Annotated in this window: 21 protein-coding genes; all 21 read right to left on the bottom strand. The window is 28.4% G+C overall.

Annotation, left to right across the window (positions count from 1 at the left end):
* Position 1 precedes the first annotated feature (1 nt).
* Positions 2-427, bottom strand: a complete 426-nt coding sequence (gene sufU / locus WFJ11_RS01330) for a Fe-S cluster assembly sulfur transfer protein SufU (protein WP_293440437.1) — start codon at positions 425-427, stop codon at positions 2-4.
* Complete coding sequence (locus WFJ11_RS01325) at positions 417-1,646, bottom strand: SufS family cysteine desulfurase (protein ID WP_338817525.1); 1,230 nt, start codon at positions 1,644-1,646, stop codon at positions 417-419. Before WFJ11_RS01325 ends, sufU begins: the two co-directional genes overlap by 11 nt.
* A gap of 1 nt (position 1,647) precedes the next feature.
* A complete protein-coding gene (locus tag WFJ11_RS01320) occupies positions 1,648-2,679 on the bottom strand; it encodes a SufD family Fe-S cluster assembly protein (RefSeq protein ID WP_338817524.1) in 1,032 nt (343 codons plus the stop codon).
* 11 nt (positions 2,680-2,690) lie between these two features.
* The gene (sufB, locus tag WFJ11_RS01315; protein WP_293440440.1) at positions 2,691-4,106 is read right to left on the bottom strand and encodes a Fe-S cluster assembly protein SufB; all 1,416 of its coding nucleotides are present in this window, start codon (positions 4,104-4,106) and stop codon (positions 2,691-2,693) included.
* Between the two features lie 2 nt (positions 4,107-4,108).
* Positions 4,109-4,849 carry a Fe-S cluster assembly ATPase SufC gene (gene sufC / locus WFJ11_RS01310; RefSeq protein ID WP_293440441.1) on the bottom strand — a complete coding sequence of 247 codons (741 nt, stop codon included), beginning with the start codon at positions 4,847-4,849 and terminating at the stop codon, positions 4,109-4,111.
* Positions 4,850-4,946: 97 nt separating this feature from the next.
* Positions 4,947-5,306, bottom strand: a complete 360-nt coding sequence (locus tag WFJ11_RS01305; RefSeq protein ID WP_009354411.1) for a hypothetical protein — start codon at positions 5,304-5,306, stop codon at positions 4,947-4,949.
* Positions 5,307-5,308: 2 nt separating this feature from the next.
* Entirely contained in the window at positions 5,309-6,583 is a 1,275-nt protein-coding gene (locus WFJ11_RS01300; protein WP_293440443.1) for a DUF1576 domain-containing protein, read from the bottom strand.
* A 338-nt stretch (positions 6,584-6,921) separates the two neighbouring features.
* Complete coding sequence (locus tag WFJ11_RS01295) at positions 6,922-7,449, bottom strand: isochorismatase family cysteine hydrolase (RefSeq protein ID WP_293440445.1); 528 nt, start codon at positions 7,447-7,449, stop codon at positions 6,922-6,924.
* Positions 7,450-7,470: 21 nt separating this feature from the next.
* Positions 7,471-8,559 (bottom strand): type II secretion system F family protein, encoded by a 1,089-nt coding sequence (locus WFJ11_RS01290; protein WP_293440446.1) that lies wholly within the window; start codon positions 8,557-8,559, stop codon positions 7,471-7,473.
* Between the two features lies 1 nt (position 8,560).
* Positions 8,561-9,751, bottom strand: coding sequence for a GspE/PulE family protein (locus tag WFJ11_RS01285; RefSeq protein WP_293440447.1), 1,191 nt, complete (start codon positions 9,749-9,751; stop codon positions 8,561-8,563).
* Between the two features lie 8 nt (positions 9,752-9,759).
* Positions 9,760-10,566, bottom strand: coding sequence for an HAD family hydrolase (locus WFJ11_RS01280; protein ID WP_338817523.1), 807 nt, complete (start codon positions 10,564-10,566; stop codon positions 9,760-9,762).
* A 46-nt stretch (positions 10,567-10,612) separates the two neighbouring features.
* Positions 10,613-12,439 carry a glutamine--fructose-6-phosphate transaminase (isomerizing) gene (gene glmS / locus WFJ11_RS01275; RefSeq protein WP_009354783.1) on the bottom strand — a complete coding sequence of 609 codons (1,827 nt, stop codon included), beginning with the start codon at positions 12,437-12,439 and terminating at the stop codon, positions 10,613-10,615.
* 210 nt (positions 12,440-12,649) lie between these two features.
* Entirely contained in the window at positions 12,650-13,099 is a 450-nt protein-coding gene (locus tag WFJ11_RS01270) for an ASCH domain-containing protein (RefSeq protein WP_338817522.1), read from the bottom strand.
* Between the two features lie 335 nt (positions 13,100-13,434).
* Positions 13,435-13,719, bottom strand: a complete 285-nt coding sequence (locus WFJ11_RS01265; protein WP_264175399.1) for a CC/Se motif family (seleno)protein — start codon at positions 13,717-13,719, stop codon at positions 13,435-13,437.
* A gap of 63 nt (positions 13,720-13,782) precedes the next feature.
* Positions 13,783-14,739 carry an RluA family pseudouridine synthase gene (locus WFJ11_RS01260; RefSeq protein ID WP_338817521.1) on the bottom strand — a complete coding sequence of 319 codons (957 nt, stop codon included), beginning with the start codon at positions 14,737-14,739 and terminating at the stop codon, positions 13,783-13,785.
* A 211-nt stretch (positions 14,740-14,950) separates the two neighbouring features.
* A complete protein-coding gene (locus tag WFJ11_RS01255) occupies positions 14,951-17,002 on the bottom strand; it encodes a hypothetical protein (protein WP_338817520.1) in 2,052 nt (683 codons plus the stop codon).
* Between the two features lie 454 nt (positions 17,003-17,456).
* Positions 17,457-18,041 (bottom strand): TetR/AcrR family transcriptional regulator, encoded by a 585-nt coding sequence (locus WFJ11_RS01250; protein ID WP_338817519.1) that lies wholly within the window; start codon positions 18,039-18,041, stop codon positions 17,457-17,459.
* A gap of 94 nt (positions 18,042-18,135) precedes the next feature.
* Entirely contained in the window at positions 18,136-20,196 is a 2,061-nt protein-coding gene (gene fusA / locus WFJ11_RS01245) for an elongation factor G (protein WP_338817518.1), read from the bottom strand.
* 146 nt (positions 20,197-20,342) lie between these two features.
* On the bottom strand, positions 20,343-21,176 hold the full coding sequence (locus tag WFJ11_RS01240; protein WP_338817517.1) for an RnfABCDGE type electron transport complex subunit B: 834 nt from the start codon (positions 21,174-21,176) through the stop codon (positions 20,343-20,345).
* A 10-nt stretch (positions 21,177-21,186) separates the two neighbouring features.
* Entirely contained in the window at positions 21,187-21,762 is a 576-nt protein-coding gene (gene rsxA, locus WFJ11_RS01235) for an electron transport complex subunit RsxA (RefSeq protein ID WP_293440465.1), read from the bottom strand.
* On the bottom strand, positions 21,762-22,376 hold the full coding sequence (gene rsxE, locus WFJ11_RS01230) for an electron transport complex subunit RsxE (protein ID WP_293440467.1): 615 nt from the start codon (positions 22,374-22,376) through the stop codon (positions 21,762-21,764). The genes rsxA and rsxE overlap by 1 nt, the downstream gene beginning before the upstream one ends.
* Positions 22,377-22,384 lie beyond the last annotated feature (8 nt).

Below are 22,384 nucleotides of genomic sequence, written 5' to 3'. Positions count from 1 at the left end.
TTTAATTAGCTTCGATTATATTTTTTAATGTATGCCAAGCAAGAACAGCGCATTTAACTCTTGCAGGCATTGTAGAAATATTTTGAAGAGCTACAGCATCCTTAAGTTTTTTAAGCTCATCACCCTCAAGTCCTTCTGTAATCATTGCCAAAAATGTTTCACAAAGTTCTTTTGCTTCGTCTAAAGTCTTTCCCTTAATTAAATCAATCATAAGAGATGTTGAAGCTTGGGAGATTGCACAACCTACTCCAACATAAGAGGCATCTTTGATTATACCATCTTCAATATCTAATTGTAATGTAATTTCATCTCCACAACTTGGGTTATGACCTTTTTCTTCGTGAGTCGGATGTTCCAAATATCTTTTATTTTTTGTATTTCTACTTTCTTCTGTTATTATCTCAGTATAAATTTCTCTAATGTCCAAGATGTAATATTCTCCTTACTTCTTTTAATTTCTCAATGAAATATTCTACTTCTTCTTTAGTGTTATAGAAAGAAAAACTTACTCTACAAGTTGCATTTTCATTCAAATATCTATGCAAAGGCTCTGCACAATGATGACCACTTCTTATTGCAATTCCAAAGCTATCAAGTATTGAAGATACATCATGAGGATGTGCATCTTTTACATTAAAAGCTATAACTGGACATCTGTTTTCTTCAGTTGTAGTATAAGTCTTTATGAAATCTAGCTTTTTCATTTCTTCAAAAGCAAAATTCATAAGTTCTCCTTCCAGTTTTTCTATATAATCAAATCCCAATTCTTCTAGATAGTCAATCGCAGAACCAAGTGAAGCAACTGCTCCTACATTTTGCGTTCCCGCTTCAAAACGACCTGCCGGTAAAAGATATGTTGAATAATCCTCATAAACATATTCAATCATGTCTCCTCCATAAAGGAAAGGATTCATTTCTTTTAAGAGGTCAAATTTTCCATAAAGTACACCAACGCCCATTGCACTTAACATTTTATGTCCTGAAAAGGCTAAGAAATCAACATCTAATTCTTGGACGTCTAATTTTTTATGTGCAACAATTTGAGAAGCATCAACTAAAACTTTTGCTCCGTTTTTATGAGCGATTTCAATAACTTTTTTGATGTCAGGCATTGTGGCTACTACATTTGATGCAGCAGTTATACATACCAATTTTACTTTATCGGAAATTTTTTCTTCAAAAGATTTCATATCCAATTGGAAATTGTCATCAAGGTAAATATAGTTAAGTTTAGCACCTGTTTTTTCTTTTAAAAATTGCCAAGTACATAAATTACTATGATGTTCCATAATACTAAGCATTATTTCATCATCTTTTTCTAATTTGTTAAGATAACAATAGGCAACTAAATTAAGTGCTTCACTAGCATTTTTTGTAAAAATTATTTCAGTAGTTCTCTTTGCATTAAGAAAATTCTTAACTTTTTTTCTTGTTCCCTCATAAATTTCTGTTGCAGACATACTTAAGTAATGACTGCCTCTATGTGGACTTCCATTTTGATAAGAATAGTAATTTGTTATAGTATCAATAACAGCTTGTGGCTTTTGGCTTGTAGCTGCATTATCTAAATAAATAACTTTTTTCCCAACTTTTTCTTCGTTCAAATATGGAAAATCTCTTCTAATATCAAGAATAGTTTTAGTCATATTATACCTCCGAAAGTTTTTTGGATAAAGTTGTATAAACTCTCTTTCTTATTTCTTCATTATCTATCAAGTCAATAGTTTCAGCAAATTTTGATTCTAAAATCAATCTCTTTGCTTCTGATTCGCTAAAACCACGGCTCATAATGTAGAATAATATGTTTTCATCAATTTTACCTGCACTTGCTGCATGAAGTCCTTCAACATCATCTTCAGTACAAAGTAAAATAGGAACTGCAACATTTCTTATATCATCTGAAAGTAATGTTACATATTCTTGTTCAGAACCTTTAGAAGTAGATGATCCACGCTTAAAGTCAATAGTTACTCTACAAGTCTTTTGAGCTTTGTCAGCTAATGCTCCCTTAATCGCCAAATCATAATTTGTAGCACGTCCTCTTTGAGTTGCCACATAATTAAAATCTAATTTTTGTTCGTTTTTGCCGAAATAAATAGAATTTACGTTGACATTTGAATTGTTATCAACGAGATCTCCTATATAGGAAACATAATTTTCTCTGCCTCCTAAATCGACTTGAACAAATTCAACATTTGCATTTTCTTTAACCTTGTAATAAACGCTTTGAATACTCAAAACATCTAAAGAAAATCTTTGAGAAATGAAAATTTTTACATTACTGTTTTCTTCAGCTTCAACTTCTATAATAGAATGTCTGAAACCTTTAACTGCTTCATCTGAAAAATAATCCAAAGTTAAATTTAAAGTTGAATTCTTTTCTGCTCTTATTTTTATAATATCAACTAATTGATTATTTTCTTCATTTAATTCTAACGAAACAACTTGATTTAAAGAATTTTCTTTTGTTGAAACAAAATCCAATTTAAGATTTGTAAATTCATTTAATTTTTCAGTTATTTCATTTGAAAAAGAAAATTTTTCATAAGAAAAAATAAGATTTTTGCTTTCACTCTTAATTAAAGAATACTCTTTTGGATTTAAATTAGGTAATTGTACTTCTGTATTATTAACTCTTGTTGCATTCCAAGTATTACTTGGTATAAAATTTCCTCTCATACAGACACCCCCTAACCAATAGTTCCTTCAAGTTCTAGATTAATCAAAGCATTCATTTCAACAGCATATTCTAAAGGTAATTCCTTTGCAATCGGTTCAGCAAAACCTCTAACAATCATGGCTTTTGCCTCTTCTTCAGGAATACCACGACTCATTAGATAGAAAATTACATCATCGTCAATTCTACCAATTTTTGCTTCATGACCTAAGTCAATATCTGATGTTTGAATATCTATTACAGGGATTGTATCTGATTGAGATTCTTGATCCAACATCAAAGATTCACAAGTTACAGTTGATTTACAACCTGGACAATTTGGTTTTACACTTACAAGTCCTCTGTAAATAGCAACTCCATTACCCTTTGATATGGATTTTGAATTTATTGATGAGCTTGTTCTTGGAGCAGCATGAATAACTTTTGCTCCTGTATCTAAGTACTGATCTTTACCTGCAAAAGTGATTCCTGTAAATTCACTCTTTGCTCCTTCTCCTCTCAATACACTCATCGGATATAGTAAACTTACCTTTGAGCCAAAGGATCCAGAAACCCATTCAATAGTTCCATTTTCATCAACAATTGCTCTTTTTGTATTTAAGTTATACATATTTCTTGACCAGTTTTCAATTGTAGAATATCTTAAAGTTGCATTTTTCTTTACAAAAAGTTCAACCGCTCCAGCATGAACATTTAAAACATTATATTTTGGAGCTGAACAGCCTTCGATAAAATGACAATAAGCTCCTTCCTCAATGATAATTAAAGTATGTTCAAATTGTCCCGCACCCGGTGCATTAAGTCTGAAATATGATTGTAGTGGAATACTTACATTAACTCCCTTTGGAACATAAACAAAGGAGCCACCACTCCAAACTGCATAATGTAATGCAGCATATCTATGATCTTCAGGCTTTATGCAAGTCATAAAATATTCTTTTATTATATCAGGATATTCTCTTACGGCAGTTTCAAAATCAGTGTAGATTACACCTTGATTTTTCATTTTTTCAGTTAAGCTATGATAAACAACTTCACTGTCATATTGAGCTCCAACCCCTGAAAGTTCTCTCTTATATTCAGCTTCCGGAATTCCAAGAGCATCAAATGTACCCTTAATATCTTCAGGTAATTCATTCCAATCTCCACTCATTTTCGCATCTGGACTGATATAAGTTGTAATTTCATTTATATCAACAGGAGATAAATCAGGTCCCCAATTTGGATTTTTAGACTTTTCAAAAACTTCCAAAGCTTTAAGTCTTAAATCTAACATCCAATCTGGTTCATTTTTCTCCTTAGAAATTTGTTTAACAATATCACGAGTTAAGCCTTTTTCTGTTTTTGAAGAGTATCTTACCTCGTTTTTTATATCATAGACACCTCTGTCCATTTCTTCTACTTGTGTTTTTTTTCTTTCTGATGTCATAACTACACCTCTTGTTCAATCCATAAATAACCTTCTTTTTGAATTTTATCAATCAAAGAAGCATCTGATGTTTTAACAATTTTACCATCATATAAAACATGAACATAATCCGGTTTAATTCTTGATAATATTGCTCTATGATGAGTTATGATTAAAATTGATTTATTTTCATTTTTAAATTTTTCAACATTTTCTGAAACAATTCTAACAGCGTCAATGTCAAGACCTGAATCTGTTTCATCCAACATTACAAATGTAGGATTTAACATTACCATTTGTAAAATCTCTGTCTTTTTCTTTTCACCACCTGAAAAACCAACATTCAAATATCTTTGAGCATAGGAAGTATCCATTGTTAAACTTTCCATTTTTTCTTCAAGCTCTTTTTGAAACTCAACAACACTTTCTTTTTCTCCTGTTATTGACATTCTTGCAGCTCTAATAAAATTAGAAACAGTAACTCCAGGTACTTCTTCAGGATTTTGAAAAGACATAAACATTCCAAGTTTTGCTCTTTCATCAGCTCTTAATTCATTTATGTTTTCGCCCTTGAAAAATATGTCGCCTTTTGTAACTTCATAGTTTGGATGAGCCATAATTGAATTAGTAAGAGTAGATTTTCCTGCACCATTAGGTCCCATAATAACATGAACCTTTCCTTCAAAAATATCTAAATCTATACCTTTTAAAATTTCTTTATCTCCAACATTAACATGAAGATCCTTTACCTCTAATATTTTCATATATGTTACTCCTTATAGTAGTTTTATTTAGCATAATTGTAATACCCCATAGAGCAAGACAATAAACTAATATGTACAATTCACCAAATACTAAAGGCTAGAAATTTCTAACTAATAAAATAGTCAAAAGACCATCATCGGAATAAGAAACTATAGCTTCATCAACCATAGAGCCTAATGCATCTATATTTGATATGTCACTTGAATTGCTTCCTAATCCTATTAAATTATCATAATAATTTTCAAACTCAGGAAGTCTTGCAGAATTCGAAATTCTATTTAATTCTTCTAAATCTTTTGGCTTTATTTTAACATTTCCCTCAGCAATAACTCTTAGGGAATCTTTTTCTATTTTAAAATCTATTTTTAAATTTTGAACTCTTTTACTAAAATAATAATGAACAAGTCCACTAACTATTAACTTAGCACAATTTTCTTCATTTTTTATTGTATTCAAAATTATTCCTCTCCTTTATTATAAAAAAATCTCGAATTTCTAATTGACTCAAAAATTGGAACTAATGTTGCTGCTACAAAGCCTCCTGAAAAGCCATTGTTATAAAGGTTTAAGCCTCCATGCAAGACACCAACACTAGAAACAATTGATACATGGCAGAAGCCTGCAAATATTCCAGCAATAAAACCATACTCTCCAGCAACCGGGGCTAAATTTGTTGCAAATAAAATAGTAACTGTTGCAGAAACACTATGTGGATCATAAATATTTAAAAAGTACGCAATTAATGTTCCTACAAGAATAGGTAATACATTTCTAATATGTTTACCGAATATTCCAAAACCAAAAATAGTAAATATACCACCAAGAACCGGTCCGTTTAAAGGTTGATTCATAATTAACACATAAGTAGTATATATAATTCCAAGTGCAGACATATTAATCATGCTGACACCTCTACCATAAATATTCCCAAAATCAGATGGAGCCCTACCACTATTCTTTAATAAATTTCCTAAATTTTTAAAACTAAATCCATTTAGATAAAATCCTAAAACAAAAACTATAGTAAAAAATATATACATTATAATTGCAATTCGTAAATTTCCATCACTTACAACATTTACATTTTTTACTTCTAAATTAAAAGATTTAAAAACCCCTTGAATGAAAAGGCCAATAACCCCACATGTAAAACCAATATTATATAGGCTGTAACCTTGATGGAAACGTAAAAATGATGCAGAGAGTGCAGGAATAATCATTCCAATAAAAATCCCAACTGCATAAGAAATAAGTAATCCTTTAAAAAACGGAAGCCCTATTCCAAAACATAAATAACTTACAACAGGACCGAGAGCTGTTCCAAACAGACTATTCATTGTCAATGTATTAAATTTTAACCCTTCGATTTTACCATAAAGGTAAACTCCAAAAGTTATTGGAATTGTATTAAATAGATTTTTTCCAAAAAGAGAAAAACCAAAAAGCGTAAAAAGTGCTGCTATAATAGGACCTGTCAACAACTGCTGTCTTTTCCACAATACAAAAGACGCAAGCAACATAAGAAGACCAGCATTTAAAAATGTTGCTCCTATTCCTCCTACCGCCATGTAATCAGTAAGTAAATGACTTGGAGATTTTAAAATATTAATATATCCGTATAAAATTTCTTTAGGACTGTCAAAAAGAAAGCCTACAGACATCGCTAAAATAGAAAATACAAATATCGCATCATATCTATAATGGTTTTTTACATATATTTTTTCTCTACTCAACAAATTTCCTCCAAAATTTTCTCACATATATTGTATCATATTAGAAAAGAAATGTGAATAACTAAAGTACTTAATTATAAAAAAGATTATAAAATTTAGTCGCTACATAAAAATTAATTATTTTCTTATCGATATTTATTATTAATAACAAGCCTTAAAAATTATATTTTAAATAATTATATAACTTAAAGACGTTTTCGTCGTTAATTAAATTATACAACTTATGTTAATAATTTTCAAGAATAATGCTGGACCTAATTATATTAATAATAAAGTTATATATAGCAAAAAAGCAAGTTAGTTTTAAAATAACTTGCTTTACTTTAATTAAAAATTTATTAAATAAATTCTTCTTTATATTCATCTAAATACAAAACATTTACCATATTTGACCAATTTAGTATTGACCCTATAAAATCTTGAATATCCAATCCGGGCATTTCGTAAGTATTTTCATCACAAACCGTTCCGGTTGCATCTTCTATAAAATAGACCTTAAAATTTTTATCAGCTGCAACTATAGAAGTAAACAAACAACAATATTCAGTATTAAAGCCACAAACAACCAATTCAGTGATACCTTCATTTTTTAAAATTTTTTCAAGATTAGTATTGAAAAATGAATCTGGCTTACTTTTTTCAACTATATATTTTGCGTTTATATCCAAATTATCTATTATTTCAATCCCTTCACAATTTTTATATAAAGGACTTTCAACATTTTCATCAAGATGTTTGGTAAAAATAATTGGCATATTCTTACATTTAAAATCCTCAATCAACCATCTAATTTTATCTATTTCATTACTACAATCTCTTTGACTTATTATTCCTTTCTGTAAATCAATTACAAGTAATGCTCTCATATATTACCTCCATTAAAATAATTATTCTATACTTATTCCGTTTGATAAATCAAAAATTGGAATAGCTATTGCAAATACAATGAATGCTACAAATAAGGAGATTAAAACTATAATTAAAGGTTGTAAATACTGTAAAATTTTATCAACTGAATAATTTATTTTTGAATCATAGTATTCCGTTGCACTCTCTAATATTTCAACTAAATTTTCACTACTTTCTCCTATTGCAAGCATGTTTATAAATGCGGGATTAAAAATTAATTCATCATTTAAAGATTTTGAAATCAAATTACCGTTTTTTATTTCCAAAATTGCTCTATCCAAATGTTCTTGTATAAATACATTTCTAGTAGAATTTTTTATTATCTCTAAACTGTCAACTATATTTATATTTCCATTAAGCAAGATAGTAAAGTTTTTTGCAATTACAGAAGTTATATAGTTTTGATAATGCGATTTTATATATGGAATTTTAAATAGCAATTTTCCAAAAAATCTTCTAACTTTATATTTTTTTGAAATTCGTTTTAGCAATATGATAAAAACCAAGATTCCTAAAATAATATAAAGATAATTATATTTAACAAAATCAATGCTTTTAACTAAAAACTTTGTAATGGCAGGTAATTCAATATTGCTATCTTCAAAAATATCCAAAAATGTCGGTATAACATTATTCAAAAGAAAAATTAAAACTATAACTGTAACCGACAATAAAATAAAGGGATAAGTTAATAAACTTATAAGTTTTTGTTTAAGTTTATACTTTTTTTCATAGTACAAAGATAGATATAGAAAAACTTCAGATAGTCTTTCTGAACTTTCCCCTGATTTTATCAAAGATAAAAATAAATTGTCAAATTTATTAACTTTTAAAAAGGAGTTATATAAATCATGTCCCTGCAATAAATTTTCATAAACTTCTGAAAAAATTTTCTTTAAATTTTTATTTGGCGAAGTTTTTGAAAGCAAGTTTATAGTTTCTGCAGTATTAATATTTGATTTTAAAAGAAGTCCTGCTTCTTTTAAAGAAATACTTAAATCTAATAAGTTGTGTTTATTTCCAATTTCCATATTTAAAATATTAAAAACTTTTTCTTTAAAGCTCATTTTAAAATTCTCCTAATGAAAATAAAATTTTATTTACTTCCTCAAAACTCGTTATTCCATCTGCAATTTTTCTTAATCCGTTTTTATATAAACTTTCATTTCCGTTTTTCTTAAAATATTCATAAAGTCTTACACTATTACAATTTCCATTTATTATTTCTTTTATTTCATCATCTAAAACTAAAGATTCCAAAATTAAAGTTCTACCAATATATCCTCTATTACAATCTTCACAACCACATTTTTCATAGATATATTCAGGTGTTTCAAGATTATTTTCTTTAAAAATTTCTTTTTCAAAATTTGTTAAATCTCTTTTAATTTTACATTTTGGGCAAAGTTTTCTAACAAGCCTTTGAGATAAAATTGCTATTACACCTGAAGAAATAACATAATTTTCTATTCCTAAATTCAAAAGTCTTATTATTGCTGAAACTGTGTCTGCAGTATGCAAAGTTGTAAAGATAAGATGACCTGTTATTCCTGCTCTTAGAGCAATATTTGCAGTTTCTCTATCTCTCATCTCTCCAACTAATCCAACTTCAAAATCTTGTCTTAACATCGCCCTAAGACCTGCCGCAAAGTCAAGTCCCAAAGCTGAATTTATATTTATTTGATTTATTCCACTAATTCTAACTTCAACAGGATCTTCCAAAGTAATTATGTTGATATTTTCATTTTGTAATTTTTTTACAAATGAATACAATGTAGATGACTTTCCACTTCCTGTAGGGCCACTTATGATAAGAACTCCGTTTGGACTTTTTATTATATTTTCAATTAATCGTCTTTCTTCATCATATAATCCTAGATTTTCTATGTCAATTTTAAAATTTCCAGCATTTAAAATTCTCATTACAATTTTTTCGCCCAAAATTACAGGAACTGATGCAACTCTAATGTCAACTAAATTTCCATTATAATCAAAATCCAGTCTTCCATCTTGTGGCATTCTCTTAATTGTAATATCCATTTTTGAAATAATTTTTATACGAGAAATAATAATTGGAGCATTAAAACTATTTATTTGATAAACATCAATAAGTTCTCCATCAATTCTATATCTTATATAAAAATTGTCTTCTCTAGGCTCAAAATGTATATCTGAAGCATTATTTTTAATTGCATTTAAAATTACTTCATTTACAAAACTTTCCACATTTTCGATTTTTTCAACAAAATTCTTTTCCATAATTTCCTCTAAACAAATTTTCTTATGGCTTTTGCAACCCCGTCATTTTTATTCGTATCAGTTATATAATCAACATTTTTCTTAACATTTTCCATTGCATTTTCCATTGCAACAGAAAGTCCACAAATATTTAGCATGGGTATATCATTTTCTCCATCACCCATTGCAATAGTTTCTGATATATCTATATTATTTAGCCTGCATATTTCTTTTAAGCAAGAGCCTTTATCCGTATCTTTTGCCATTAACTCAAGAAAAAAAGGAAGAGAAAAAGAAATAGTGTATTCATTCTTTATTGTATCAGTAAATTTATCGTCCAATTCTTTTAATACATCATATTCTTGACAAATTCCTATTTTCAAAACTTTTTCTTCCAATTTATTATCTTTAATATATTGTTTTACATCTTTAACTCTAGCTATTTCAGGATTAATAAATTTTGAAATAATTTCAACATATTCATCCTTTAAATCTTTGGTAAAAATAAAATCCTTTAAGAAAATAATAGGTGAAAAACCGTTATTTTCAATAATATCTAAAACATCAAAAATATACTTTTTTTCTAGACTCTTTACAAATTTTGGAACTTCACTATAAGTTGTAGAAATCAAACTGCCGTTTAAAGCTCCATAGTAAGTATCTAAATTTAAATTTTTTAAAATTTCTTTTACTGTAAATTCTTCTCTACCTGAGATAAATGCGATTTTTACACCTTTACTCATAGCATAAAATAAGCTATCTTTAACTTCATCAGATATTTCATGATTTTCGTTAAAAGTAGTGCCATCCATATCAAGCGCTATTAACTTATACATAATTTTCTCCTTTATATAAAAAAGGGACTTCCCAGTCCCTTTAAATCTATTCAACCGTAACAGATTTTGCTAAATTTCTTGGCTTATCAACATCATTTCCCTTAGCCAATGATGCATAATAAGCAATAAGTTGACTTGCAACAACCGAAATTATAGGCATTAAAATTTCTATAGTACCTGGAATTAATATTCTTTCATCAGAAACATCAAGATTGTTATCTAAATGAGTTATTTCAAAAACTTTAGCTCCTCTAGCTTTAACTTCTTTTACATTTGAAATAATTTTTTCATATAATCTTTCTTGAGTCGCAATTACAAAAACAGGTGTACCGTCCTCAATCAATGCAATAGTTCCATGCTTTAACTCTCCAGCTGCAAAGCTTTCAGTGTAAATATATGAAATTTCTTTTAATTTCAATGCACTTTCCATAGCAGTATAGTAGTCAAGACCTCTTCCTAGATAGAAACAAGTAGTCTTATCCTTTAATTCTAATGCAATTTTTTTGTAAATTTCTGTATCTTTTAATAATAATTCTATCTTACTAGGCAATTCCTTTAAATGATTAATTATATTCTTATATTCATCGTCAGAAATTGTTCCTAAAATTTCTGCAAATTTCAAAGCAATCATATAAAGAGCTGTAACTTGTGTTGTATATCCTTTAGTACTTGCAACAGCAATTTCAGGACCTGCCCAAGTATAGAACACATTGTCAGATTCCCTAGCTATTGAAGAACCTACAACATTTGTAACACTCAAGATAGTTGCTCCTTTTGCTTTAGCTTCTCTAAGAGCTGCTAAAGTATCAGCAGTTTCTCCGGATTGACTGATTATTATAACTAAAGTTTTATCATCAATCATTCTGTCTGAATATCTAAATTCAGAAGCAACATCAACAATTACCGGAAATCTCAAAGCCTTTTCTAAAATTTCTCTACTTACAAGACCTGAATGGTATGCTGTACCACATGCAACAACATAACATTTATTGAACTTTTTCAAATTTCCTTCTAATAAACTTTCCATTCCATCTAAGATTAATTTATCATTTTCATTTAATCTTCTACGGAAAGTTTCTTCAATTACTTTTGGTTGTTCGTAAATTTCTTTTAACATAAAATGATCATATCCGTCCTTAGTAGCTGATTCAACGGACCAATCAATATGTTTAATCTCTCTTGTTACAACATTATTTTTTTCATCATAAATTGTATATTTTCCATCTTTAAAATGAATTAAATCTCCATTTTCAAGATAAATAACATCTCTTGTATATTTTAAAACTGCAATAACATCTGAAGCAATATAAAATTCGCCATCTCCAATACCTACAATTAATGGACTTTCTTTTCTTGTTCCGATAAGTTCATTAGTATCTTGTCTTAAAATACCAAAGGCATAACTTCCCTTAACCTTATTTCTCATCTTGAAAACAGTGCTTAAGAAATCTCCATCATCCAAATCTTCCAATAATTGTGGAATAACTTCAGTATCAGTTTCAGACTTAAAAACAAAATTCTTCTTTAAAAGTTCTTCTTTCAAAAGTAAATAATTTTCAATTATTCCATTATGAACAACTGCAAACTTTGAATTCATACTCAAATGTGGATGTGAATTTTCATTTGACGGAACTCCATGTGTAGCCCATCTTGTATGACCTACTCCAATATTTGAAATTTTATTTTTATATTCACTTTCTAATTTTTCTCTTAAATTACTAATTCTTCCAACAGTTTTAACAACATCTATCTTATTATTATCTAAGAATGCAATTCCTGATGAATCATATCCTCTATATTCTAAAGTTTCTAGTCCATTTAAAATTATATCAATGGCATTTGAACTGCCAATATATCCAACAATACCGCACATAAAATTTCCTCCTAACAATAATTTTACTGCTACTTATTCACATATTTTATCATATTTTACAATTATTTTCAAGTGACAAACTAGCTTAGATTGATAATTCAATTATCTTACTATTCTATTAATGTAAAATTATTAAAGTTGAATTTACATAATAATCATAAGAAAGGCAACAAAAAAACAGTAAAACTTTTAATTTACTGTTTTCAATAATTAATACACTTTTTCAAATACTTCACATACCATAGGAGCTTGTTCATAAAATTCTTTCCCCGAGTTTTTAAATTCTTCAGTAAAATATTCATCGTGAACTTTTTTCCAATACTCATAACTTCTATCACCTTCACCTTCAAGCCAAGCATGATTAGATGATATTAAATTATATTCTAAAATATATACCTCTCTTGTTATTGTAATACATTTAGGCTCTCCTGACCCATCTAAAATAATATTGTATTCACCAACCTTTGGAATTTCTTCATCTTCTTCGAAAAGATCGTAAGCTCCAGTTGTGGCAGTTTTAATTCCACTATTTACTAAATCAGCTAATTCATCAGCCATTTCTTTTGTGTTTCCAAAACTCCACGCTTCATATTTTGTATCTATAGGAATATTTTTTTCCTTACAAAAATTTTCCCAATATTTTTTAATTTTATAATTCATAATCTTTAACCCCTAAAAGTTATTTTATAATTGCTATTAAATATTCCAAACCATAAAAATTTCCAGAAGAAATTTCAACAAAAGCATCCTTTGGAATTTTTCTACTTACATATACATTATATTCATCAACTTCAAAAAAGTCAAAAGCATTAGTATTTTTTGGTATACCAATCGAAACCGACGGTTTTAATTCCGTTGGGCAATTTCAGTTGCTCCAACCTTTAAGCTCAACAATTATATCTCTTTGATTTTCTCTTAAAAGTTTCACAGCTTTATTATTTACAACAACTTTAATAAAAATCACTCCTAACAAAAAAGGCTGAATTAACAGCCTTTTAAACAATTATTCCATTAACTACTAAATTTTCCATAAAAAGAAAACTCATAGTTGAAACATTAACAGTATCATTAACTGCTTTAATTCCATTCATAAGATACACATCAATTCCATCTACATTTTCTAATGTGTATTTTTCTACATCTAAAGGTCTACCTAATGAAGCCATTGGTTTAAAAACAGTACCACTTCAGGAACTACAACCTTTAACATCAACAGTTATAACACTGTTATTTTTGCTATTCAAAAATTTTTTTGCTTTTTCATCAATTATAATTTTCATAATACTCTCCTATAATGTTCTGTAAGGAAAATATACCCATCACAAAAGCTATATAACTTTTTATCAAAATATTTTTCGAATTATATTTTTATAAAGATTATCCATTGGAGCAAAAAATTCTTTATTGTTAAGATAACTTAAATCTCCAGTAATATTTTTAAAAATCATCGTTTCCGCATGTAAAAATTGACTTCTTAAATCAAAATTATCTCTAAAAAACTTATTAACTTTTGCATTTCCATATTTAATATCACCAATAATACAAAATCCCTTACTACTTAAATGACTTCTAATCTGGTGTGTTCTTCCAGTAATAAGCTTTATTTTAAGCAGACTAAAATCATCATTATTTTGTTCTACATAAACTTCTGTTATAGATTCTTTCCCATTTCCAGAAATTGAGGATTTGTTTTTTTCTTCATCTTTTTCAAGCTTTTCATTAATTACAAAATTTTTTTTGACCTTTCCACTTACTATGGTTTTATAATACTTTTCAATAGATTTTTCCTTTATTTTATTTAACTCTCTTAGGGCTTTAGAATTTTTAGCTCCTACAACAAGACCTGAAGTATTCCTATCTAGTCTGTTGATAATCGCAGGAACAAAAGTCTTTTCAGCTCTTGGATTATAATCTCCCTTTTCAAGCAAATATCCAATCATAAAATCCACCAAATTATTTCCATAATCTTCTTTAGATGATGCATGGGACAATAAATTTTTAGGTTTATTCATAACAATAATATTTTCATCTTCATAAATAATATCTAGTTTTTTTGAATAAGAATATTTTTTTGATTTCGAAATTATCAGTTTTTCAAGTTCTTCCTCATAAATAAAAATATTAATTACATCATTTAAGGCTAAAATATAACTTGAATCAACTTTTTTTCTATTAACTTTTATCTTTTTTGTTCTCAAAAATTTTTGAATCATAGAAGTACTCGCATTATTCAAATATTTTTTTAAAAATCTATCAATTCTTTGTCCGGAATCATTATTATTAACTTCAATATCTCTCATAATTATCTCACTTATTTAAAATTTCAATTCAATTAAAACAAATTATAAACCATATAATTTTTTATGTCAATGAAAAAATCTCAAAATAAACATTGAAATAAAAGTACAAATTTTTTCTATACTCTTTTCTCCATTAAAAAAGTGTCAATATTTTCTTATTGACACTTTTTACTCTCCTTAATCGTGAGTTTTTCTCTGTTTTCAATATTAATTATTTAACTAATGCTCCATTAGAGTCAAATGTATAATTTATATTTTTAATTTTTAGTATTTTTCCTTGAGCTATATGTCCATCATCTTCTGCATAATACCATTTTTTATCGACAATAAACCATTCATTAGAGACAATGCGTCCACTTGCATTTGCATAATACCACTCTCCATCGACTAAAACCCACTCGTTCTGTGAAATTCTTCCACCTGCATTTGCATAGTACCAGTTTCCACTTGCCAATACCCATTTGCTATTTGACATTGAACCATTTGATTCAAGATAATACCAGTTTCCATTTTCTTCAAACCAACTATTTTTCATTATATTTCCATCTTTATCATATCTAAACCACTCATTGTTTATCAATTTCCAACTGTCTTTTACTTTTTCAGATTTATATTCATACTTTTTTAAATTATCTATGGCAGTATTCAATTCTTCAATCTTTTTAAGTGCATATTCAGGAATAGTTTCTTCTAACTCTATCTTTGATGCATCTATTATATTTTCCAAATCTTTTTTTGCTTTATCTGCCTCTTTGCTATTTTCAAATTTAGTATTCTTCAAATATTCAACAGCTTTATCATATACAAATTTAAAATCTTTATAAATTTGTGTTTTATCTACTTTTTCAAGAGTAAATGTCTTATTATATTTATCAGGATTTGAAGTATCTGTTTCTTTGTCGTCTATTTCTCTTTCAACACTTATAACTTTTATATTTCCTTTGTCGTCAACAGTAAAATCCATACCAAAAGGAACTGATTTATGTTTAAACATTTCCATTTTTGAAATTGTAATATTATATAATCTTCCAAAGGAAGCATCTTTTGGAGCTTCTCCTTCAAGCATGAAAACAACTTTTCCGTTTTCATCAGATTTTACTTTTCTATATGAAGATAATCTTGGAGAAAGTCTATTAATAGAAAACTCTACTCCTTTTGCAGGAGTTCCATCTTTATATTTAGCATAAAATTCGACCGGAAAAGTTTTAAATTTTTCAGAATCTTTATTAGAACCTCTAAACTCTACTACAGCATCTTCTTTACTACTAACTTCTTTATCATTAATCTTTGTTATCAAACCTTTTTCATTAGTAGTAAATTCAAAAACTTCAGTTTCAAAAGTCATAGTTTTATCTGTACTTCTAAGTCTTAGTTGATATTTAACATTACTCTTAAAACCGCTAAATTTAACTTCACCTTTTTCATTTGTTGAACCTTGTTGAATTATATTAGGAATTGGATTAAATTCCATTAAACCAACTTTAAAATCAACTTTAGGTTTGCCATCAAATAATACTCTGACTAAAACCTCTTTAGAACCTTTAATTTCCGGAATAGCTGGCTTTTCATCTTCAGATTGGATTTTAACTAAATTCAACTCCATAGATTCTTTTTCATCAATAGTATAAGACCCATCATCTTCATATACATCCAATCTTATATCTTTCATTGTGTAATCTTTATTCTTCTTAAGTTTTAATGTATAAATTCCATCAAGAAGCTTTAAATTTAACATTGATTTATCAGAAGTCGCTGATGTAACAAATTTTCCTGTTTCCTTATCAAAAACTTCAAATTCGTAATTCCTCATTACAACATCCTTAGCTTCTCCTTTTTGAGTAGTTAGCATTAAAGTAACTGGAATTTCTTTTGCTTTTCCTTCAGATTTTTTCTTTCTAAGCATAAAATTAACAATACTATCATAATTAGCAATTCCATCATCCGTTACTGTGAAACTTACATCTTTCATAGTATATTCATCATCTTTTAACCTAACAGTATATTTACCATTAGAAAGTTTTAAATTCAACATTGACATCATACTTTTTACCTTTGAAATTTCACCTTTTTCATTTATAACTTCAAACGTAAAATCCTTAGTCATAATAGGACCTTTTTGATCTGTAATAACAAAAGCAAAATCTTGTTTTTCTTGTGCATATGTAGTCTTACTTCCATTTACTTGCATTGAAAATGCTGTAGTAGTAAAAATATTAAATGCCAACATAGCAACAAGGAATTTTTTAAACATTTTTTGATTCATATAAATCCTCCTGTATTTTTCTATAATTTTATCATAGAATATATAATTAAAAAATATTGTGTTATAATCTAATAAAAGGATTTAAAGTATTTCTTACACTTTTCTATTTCAGTATATAACATTTAATTAATATATATAATTGTTTATATATTATCGATAAAAAAAGTATAAAAACCAAAACAACAATAAAAATGGTACCTATTTATAATTAATGATATATTTTATTAATTCAATTATGGCAATTAATCCAATATTTTTTATAAAAAAACTTTGTTAAAAATTTATTTTATTAAAATTCTGAAAATTTCATTTAAAATATTTTTAAAAAATATCATTTCAAAATTGTAATAGATAACTTTAATTTATCAATAAGAATCCCACCCTTCCACGATGCTTCGAATCGGGTGAGCTCCCGGCAGCCTTGTTGTTTCACAATAAAAAAAGAGCAGTTATACTACTCTTCTAAATTTTTTAGATAATCATAAATAAATTTTTTAAGAACCACTCTGTTCTTAGAAAATGAATTTTTTGCAGTTAATATTTCTCTTCCTAAGATTAGACTGTTCATAAAGTCTGTTAAAAAATCATATTCATAATAATTAAAAGAAAAACCAAATTTTTCATAGAGTTTTTTTAACTCAATGAAAGTCTCTTCTTTCAATTTCAAAAATAATTTTTCTAAATTTTCATCATATTGCTTTTCTTGAAGAAACATAACATAAACCTTAGAAAGTTCATTATCATCTAGAATTTTTTCTGTAATCATTTCTGCAACAGCATCATATTTATCCAAATTTTTATTTATAGTCAAAAAATTATCTACTATATTGTATCTATATTCACAACCATCTTCCATTAGGTCATAGAGCATATCAGAAGTACTTTTATAATATCTATAAACTCCACCCTTACTCATTTTGCTCTCGGCAATAACGTCTTCCATAGTTGTGTTATGAAATCCCTTACTAAGAAATACATTTTTAGCAGCATATCTTATCTGCCATTTTCTTTCCTCTGCAGGTAATCTTTCATTACGCATATACTATCTCCTTTAGTTCTTCATATGTAAAAAAATCCACCCTTACCTAATGTGTTATATCGTAGAAGGGTGGATTTTATAATTATATACTTATCTATTTTTCTGCTTTTGATTCTTCAATAATCTTTTCAGCAATATTTGCAGGGACTTCTTCATATCTATCAAATTCCATAGTAAAGTCTCCTCTTGCTTGAGTCATTGATCTTAAATCTATAGCATATTCAAAAAGCTCTGAATGTGGTGCTTCTCCAATAACAAGTTGAGTTCCATCTTCAAGCATTTCCATACCTAAAACTTTACCTCTTCTCTTATTCAAGTCACCCATTACATCACCCATATAGCTTTCTGGAATTCTAACTTCAACTTTCATTATAGGTTCAAGTAAAACAGGATTAGCTTGTTCCATACCTTTTTTAAATGCTAGAGATGCGGCAATTTTAAATGCCATTTCGTTAGAGTCAACTGGATGATATGAACCATCATAAAGAGTTGCCTTAACATTTACAACAGGATATCCTGCTAAAATCCCCTTTTCTAGACTATCTCTAATACCCTTTTCAACAGCTGGGAAGTAATTTCTAGGAACAGCTCCACCAAAAACCTCTTCAGCAAATTCAAACTCTTCTGTAGTTGGTTCAAATCTCATAAATACATCTCCGTATTGTCCTGCACCACCAGATTGCTTTTTATGTTTTCCTTGAACATCAGACTTTCCTTTAATAGTTTCTCTATATGCAATTCTTAAAGGAACAATATTTGTTTCTACACCATAAACATTTTTTAGTTTATCTAAAACAATTTGAAGTTGAACATTTCCTTGTCCACCGATTAAATGTTGTTTTGTTTCTGCATTTCTTTCAGAAACAAAACTTGGATCTTCTTCATGTAATTTATGAAGAGCTTGGGAAATCTTATCTTCATCATTTTTTGATTTAGGTTCAATTGCAAAATAAAGGTTTGGTTTAAGATACTTAATCTTCTTATAAAGGGTTTTATTTACTTTATCGCAAATAGTATCTCCTGTTTCTGTTAAATTAAGTTTTGAAACAGCTCCAATATCCCCTGCAATAATTTCTGATGTTTCTATTTGAGTTTTTCCTCTTAAGAAGAAAAGTCCAGCAGCCTTATCTAATTCATCTTTAGTTGAATTAAAAATTTCAGTATCTTTAGTAATCTTACCACTCATCACTTTGAAAATTGAAATTCTTCCAACAAATGGGTCAACAATAGTCTTAAAAACAACTGCTGAGAAAGGTTCATTAACATCAATCTTTCTAACATTATCATCTTCATTTCTAAAGCCTCTTTTTGCTCTTTCATCATTTGGAGCAGGCATATAATCAGTGATAACATCAAGTAACATATCAATTCCAGCTCCTGTTGTAGCAGAACCACAAATCAAAGGAACAGCAGATCCATTTAATAATGCACTTGTAACACCCTTCATAAATTCTTCGTGACTAAATTCTTCTCCATCGAAAAATTTTTCCATAAGTTCATCATCTGTTTCTGCTACAACTTCCACTATTGTATCATAAACATGATTTACTTCTTCAATTCTTATTTCAGGGATTTCAACTTCTTTTCTTTCAAATCCATCATATTCATAAGCTTTTTTATTTAAAACGTCAATAATACCTTTAAAATTTTCTCCTTCACCTAAAGCAAGTGTAAATGGAATAACTTTTTTACCAAAAGCTATGTGTAAATCACTAACTACTTTCGCAAAGTTTACATTTTCTTTATCCATTTTATTTACAAAAATGATTCTTGGTAATTCAATACTTTCAGTATATTTTAAGACCTTTTCAGCTCCTACTTCTATACCATTTTGTGCATCTAAAACAACCAAAGCAGCTTCAGATGCTCTTAGAGAACTATAAACTTCTCCACTAAAATCAAAATACCCCGGAGTGTCAATTAAATTTATCTTAAAGTCTCTCCATTCAACTGGTGCAATAGCAGTTGAAATAGAAACTCCTCTTGAAATTTCTTCTTTATCAAAGTCAGTTACGGTATTTCCGTCCTCAATCTTACCAAGTCTTTTCAAATTGCCTGTTTTATAAAGTAAAGCTTCACAAACTGAAGTCTTACCACTGGCACTATGTCCGACTAACGCAAGATTTCTAATCTTTTCTGTAGAATATGATTTCATATCTAATTCCCCCTAACATATTGTAAAATAGATAAATTAATACCTTAAAGATATTATAATATGGAAATGTTTTCAAGTCAAGTTTTTTTATAAAAAAATATTAAAAGGATGCATAAAAAAAGAGCGAATTTTCTTCGCTCTTAAGTTTATGCTACTTCATTTACTTTTTCAGCCATTTTCTTTATTAGTCCTGGATGAATTGCATTTGTAGGACATTTATCCGCAGCTTGTAAAAGTAAATCTTCATCTAAACCATGTTTGTAATTTAGAACAGCCAAATTGTTTTCGATAACAAATGCTTCAGGATATACTCTTGCACACATTTTACAACCAATACATCCAACTTTACAAGCATTTTTAACAACATTCCCAGCTGCAAAACTCTTACATTTTACCATAACTGTTTGTTCGTAAGGAACTAAATCAATTAAGTTCTTTGGACAAATTTCTATACATTTGTTACAAGCTGTACAATTTTCTTTATTTACAACTGCAATCCCATTTATCATATCTATTGCATTGAATCCACAAACATCTTGACAAGTACCACAACCTAAACATCCATAAGCACAAGTCTTACTTCCACCTTGCATTGAGTTGTTTACTCTACAATCTCTAATGCCAGTATATATGTATTTTTCTTTTGCAAAGTCTTTATCACCTTGACACATTACACAAGCTACCATTCTTTGAACTTCGCCAGCTTCAGCTCCTAAAAGTTTTGCAAGTCTTGCAACTAAGTCAGCCCCACCAACAGGACAAGCATTTATTCCTGCAGTTCCTTCCGCAATGGCTTTTGCAAGACCATCACAACCTGGAAATCCACAAGCACCACAGTTTGCTCCAGGTAATTCATTTCTGACTTGTATAACTTTTTCATCTACTTTTACAAAAAATACTTTTGATGCAAATCCAAGTATCAATGCAAATACAATACCTAAAATACTAAGTAACAAAACTGGTATCATTATATCATTCATAATCTCACCTCTATACTAATCCCGCAAATCCATAAAATGCTAAAGACATAAGTCCAATGGTAATTAATGTAAGAGGAACTCCTTCAAGATTTTTAGGAACTTCTGTTACTTCCAATTTTTCTCTTATAGAAGCCAAGCAAACAATGGCTAATAAAAAGCCTAAAGATGCTCCTAAACCATTAAATATTGTTTCTAACAAATTATATTCTTTTTGTATATTTGTAATTGCAACACCTAAAACTACACAGTTTGTTGTTATAAGTGGTAGGAAAACTCCCAAAGCATTATAAAGATTTGGACTCATTTTTTTAAGCACCATTTCAACAAATTGTACTAAAGTTGCTATTACAAGTATAAACACGATTGTTTGTAAATATTCAAGACCTAAAGTATCCAATAATGTCTTTTGAATTACCCAAGTTACAGCACTTGAAATAGTAATTACGAATGTAACTGCCATCCCCATACCAAATGCAGTTTCAACTTTATTTGATACACCAATCAACGGACAAATTCCCAAGAATTGTCCTAAAACATAGTTATTTACTAAAATTGATGCAACTAAAATTTTTAATATTGTAGCCATTAGTTACCTCCTTCTTTTTTAGCATTAACTTTTTTACTTAACATATTGAATCCTGCTACCAAAAGTCCAAGAATAATGAAAGCTCCTGGAGCCTGTGTGATAACACCAATACTTACATAATTTTTTCCAAGAATTGGAAATCCTAACCAAGTTCCATTACCCAAAACTTCACGAACACTTGCTAGTACAATCAATGCACAAGTAAATCCAATTCCTTGTCCTACTCCGTCTATCATTGATGAAAAAACTGAATTCTTTGATGCAAAGGATTCTGCTCTTGCTAAGATTAAACAGTTTACTACTATAAGTGGTATAAAAAGTCCCAAACTATCATAAAGTGCAGGTATGTAAGCTGATAAGAACATTTGTACTAATGTTACGAATGTAGCAATAATTACTACATAAGCAGGTATTCTAACTTTATCTGGAATAAATTTTCTAAGGCTCGAAATTACAATATTTGAACAAGTTACTACAAATATTACTGATGAACCCATACCTATCGCATTTACAACACTTGTTGTTACGGCTAAAACAGAACACATACCAACAAGTTGAACAAGTACAGGGTTGTTTGAAAATATACCATCAAAGAAAATCTTTTTTAATTTCATATTGTCCC

The organism is Parvimonas micra (assembly GCF_037482165.1).
Classification (GTDB): domain Bacteria; phylum Bacillota; class Clostridia; order Tissierellales; family Peptoniphilaceae; genus Parvimonas.
The sequence above is the reverse complement of the archived record's forward strand: the minus strand, read 5'-3'. Positions and strand labels throughout refer to the sequence as shown.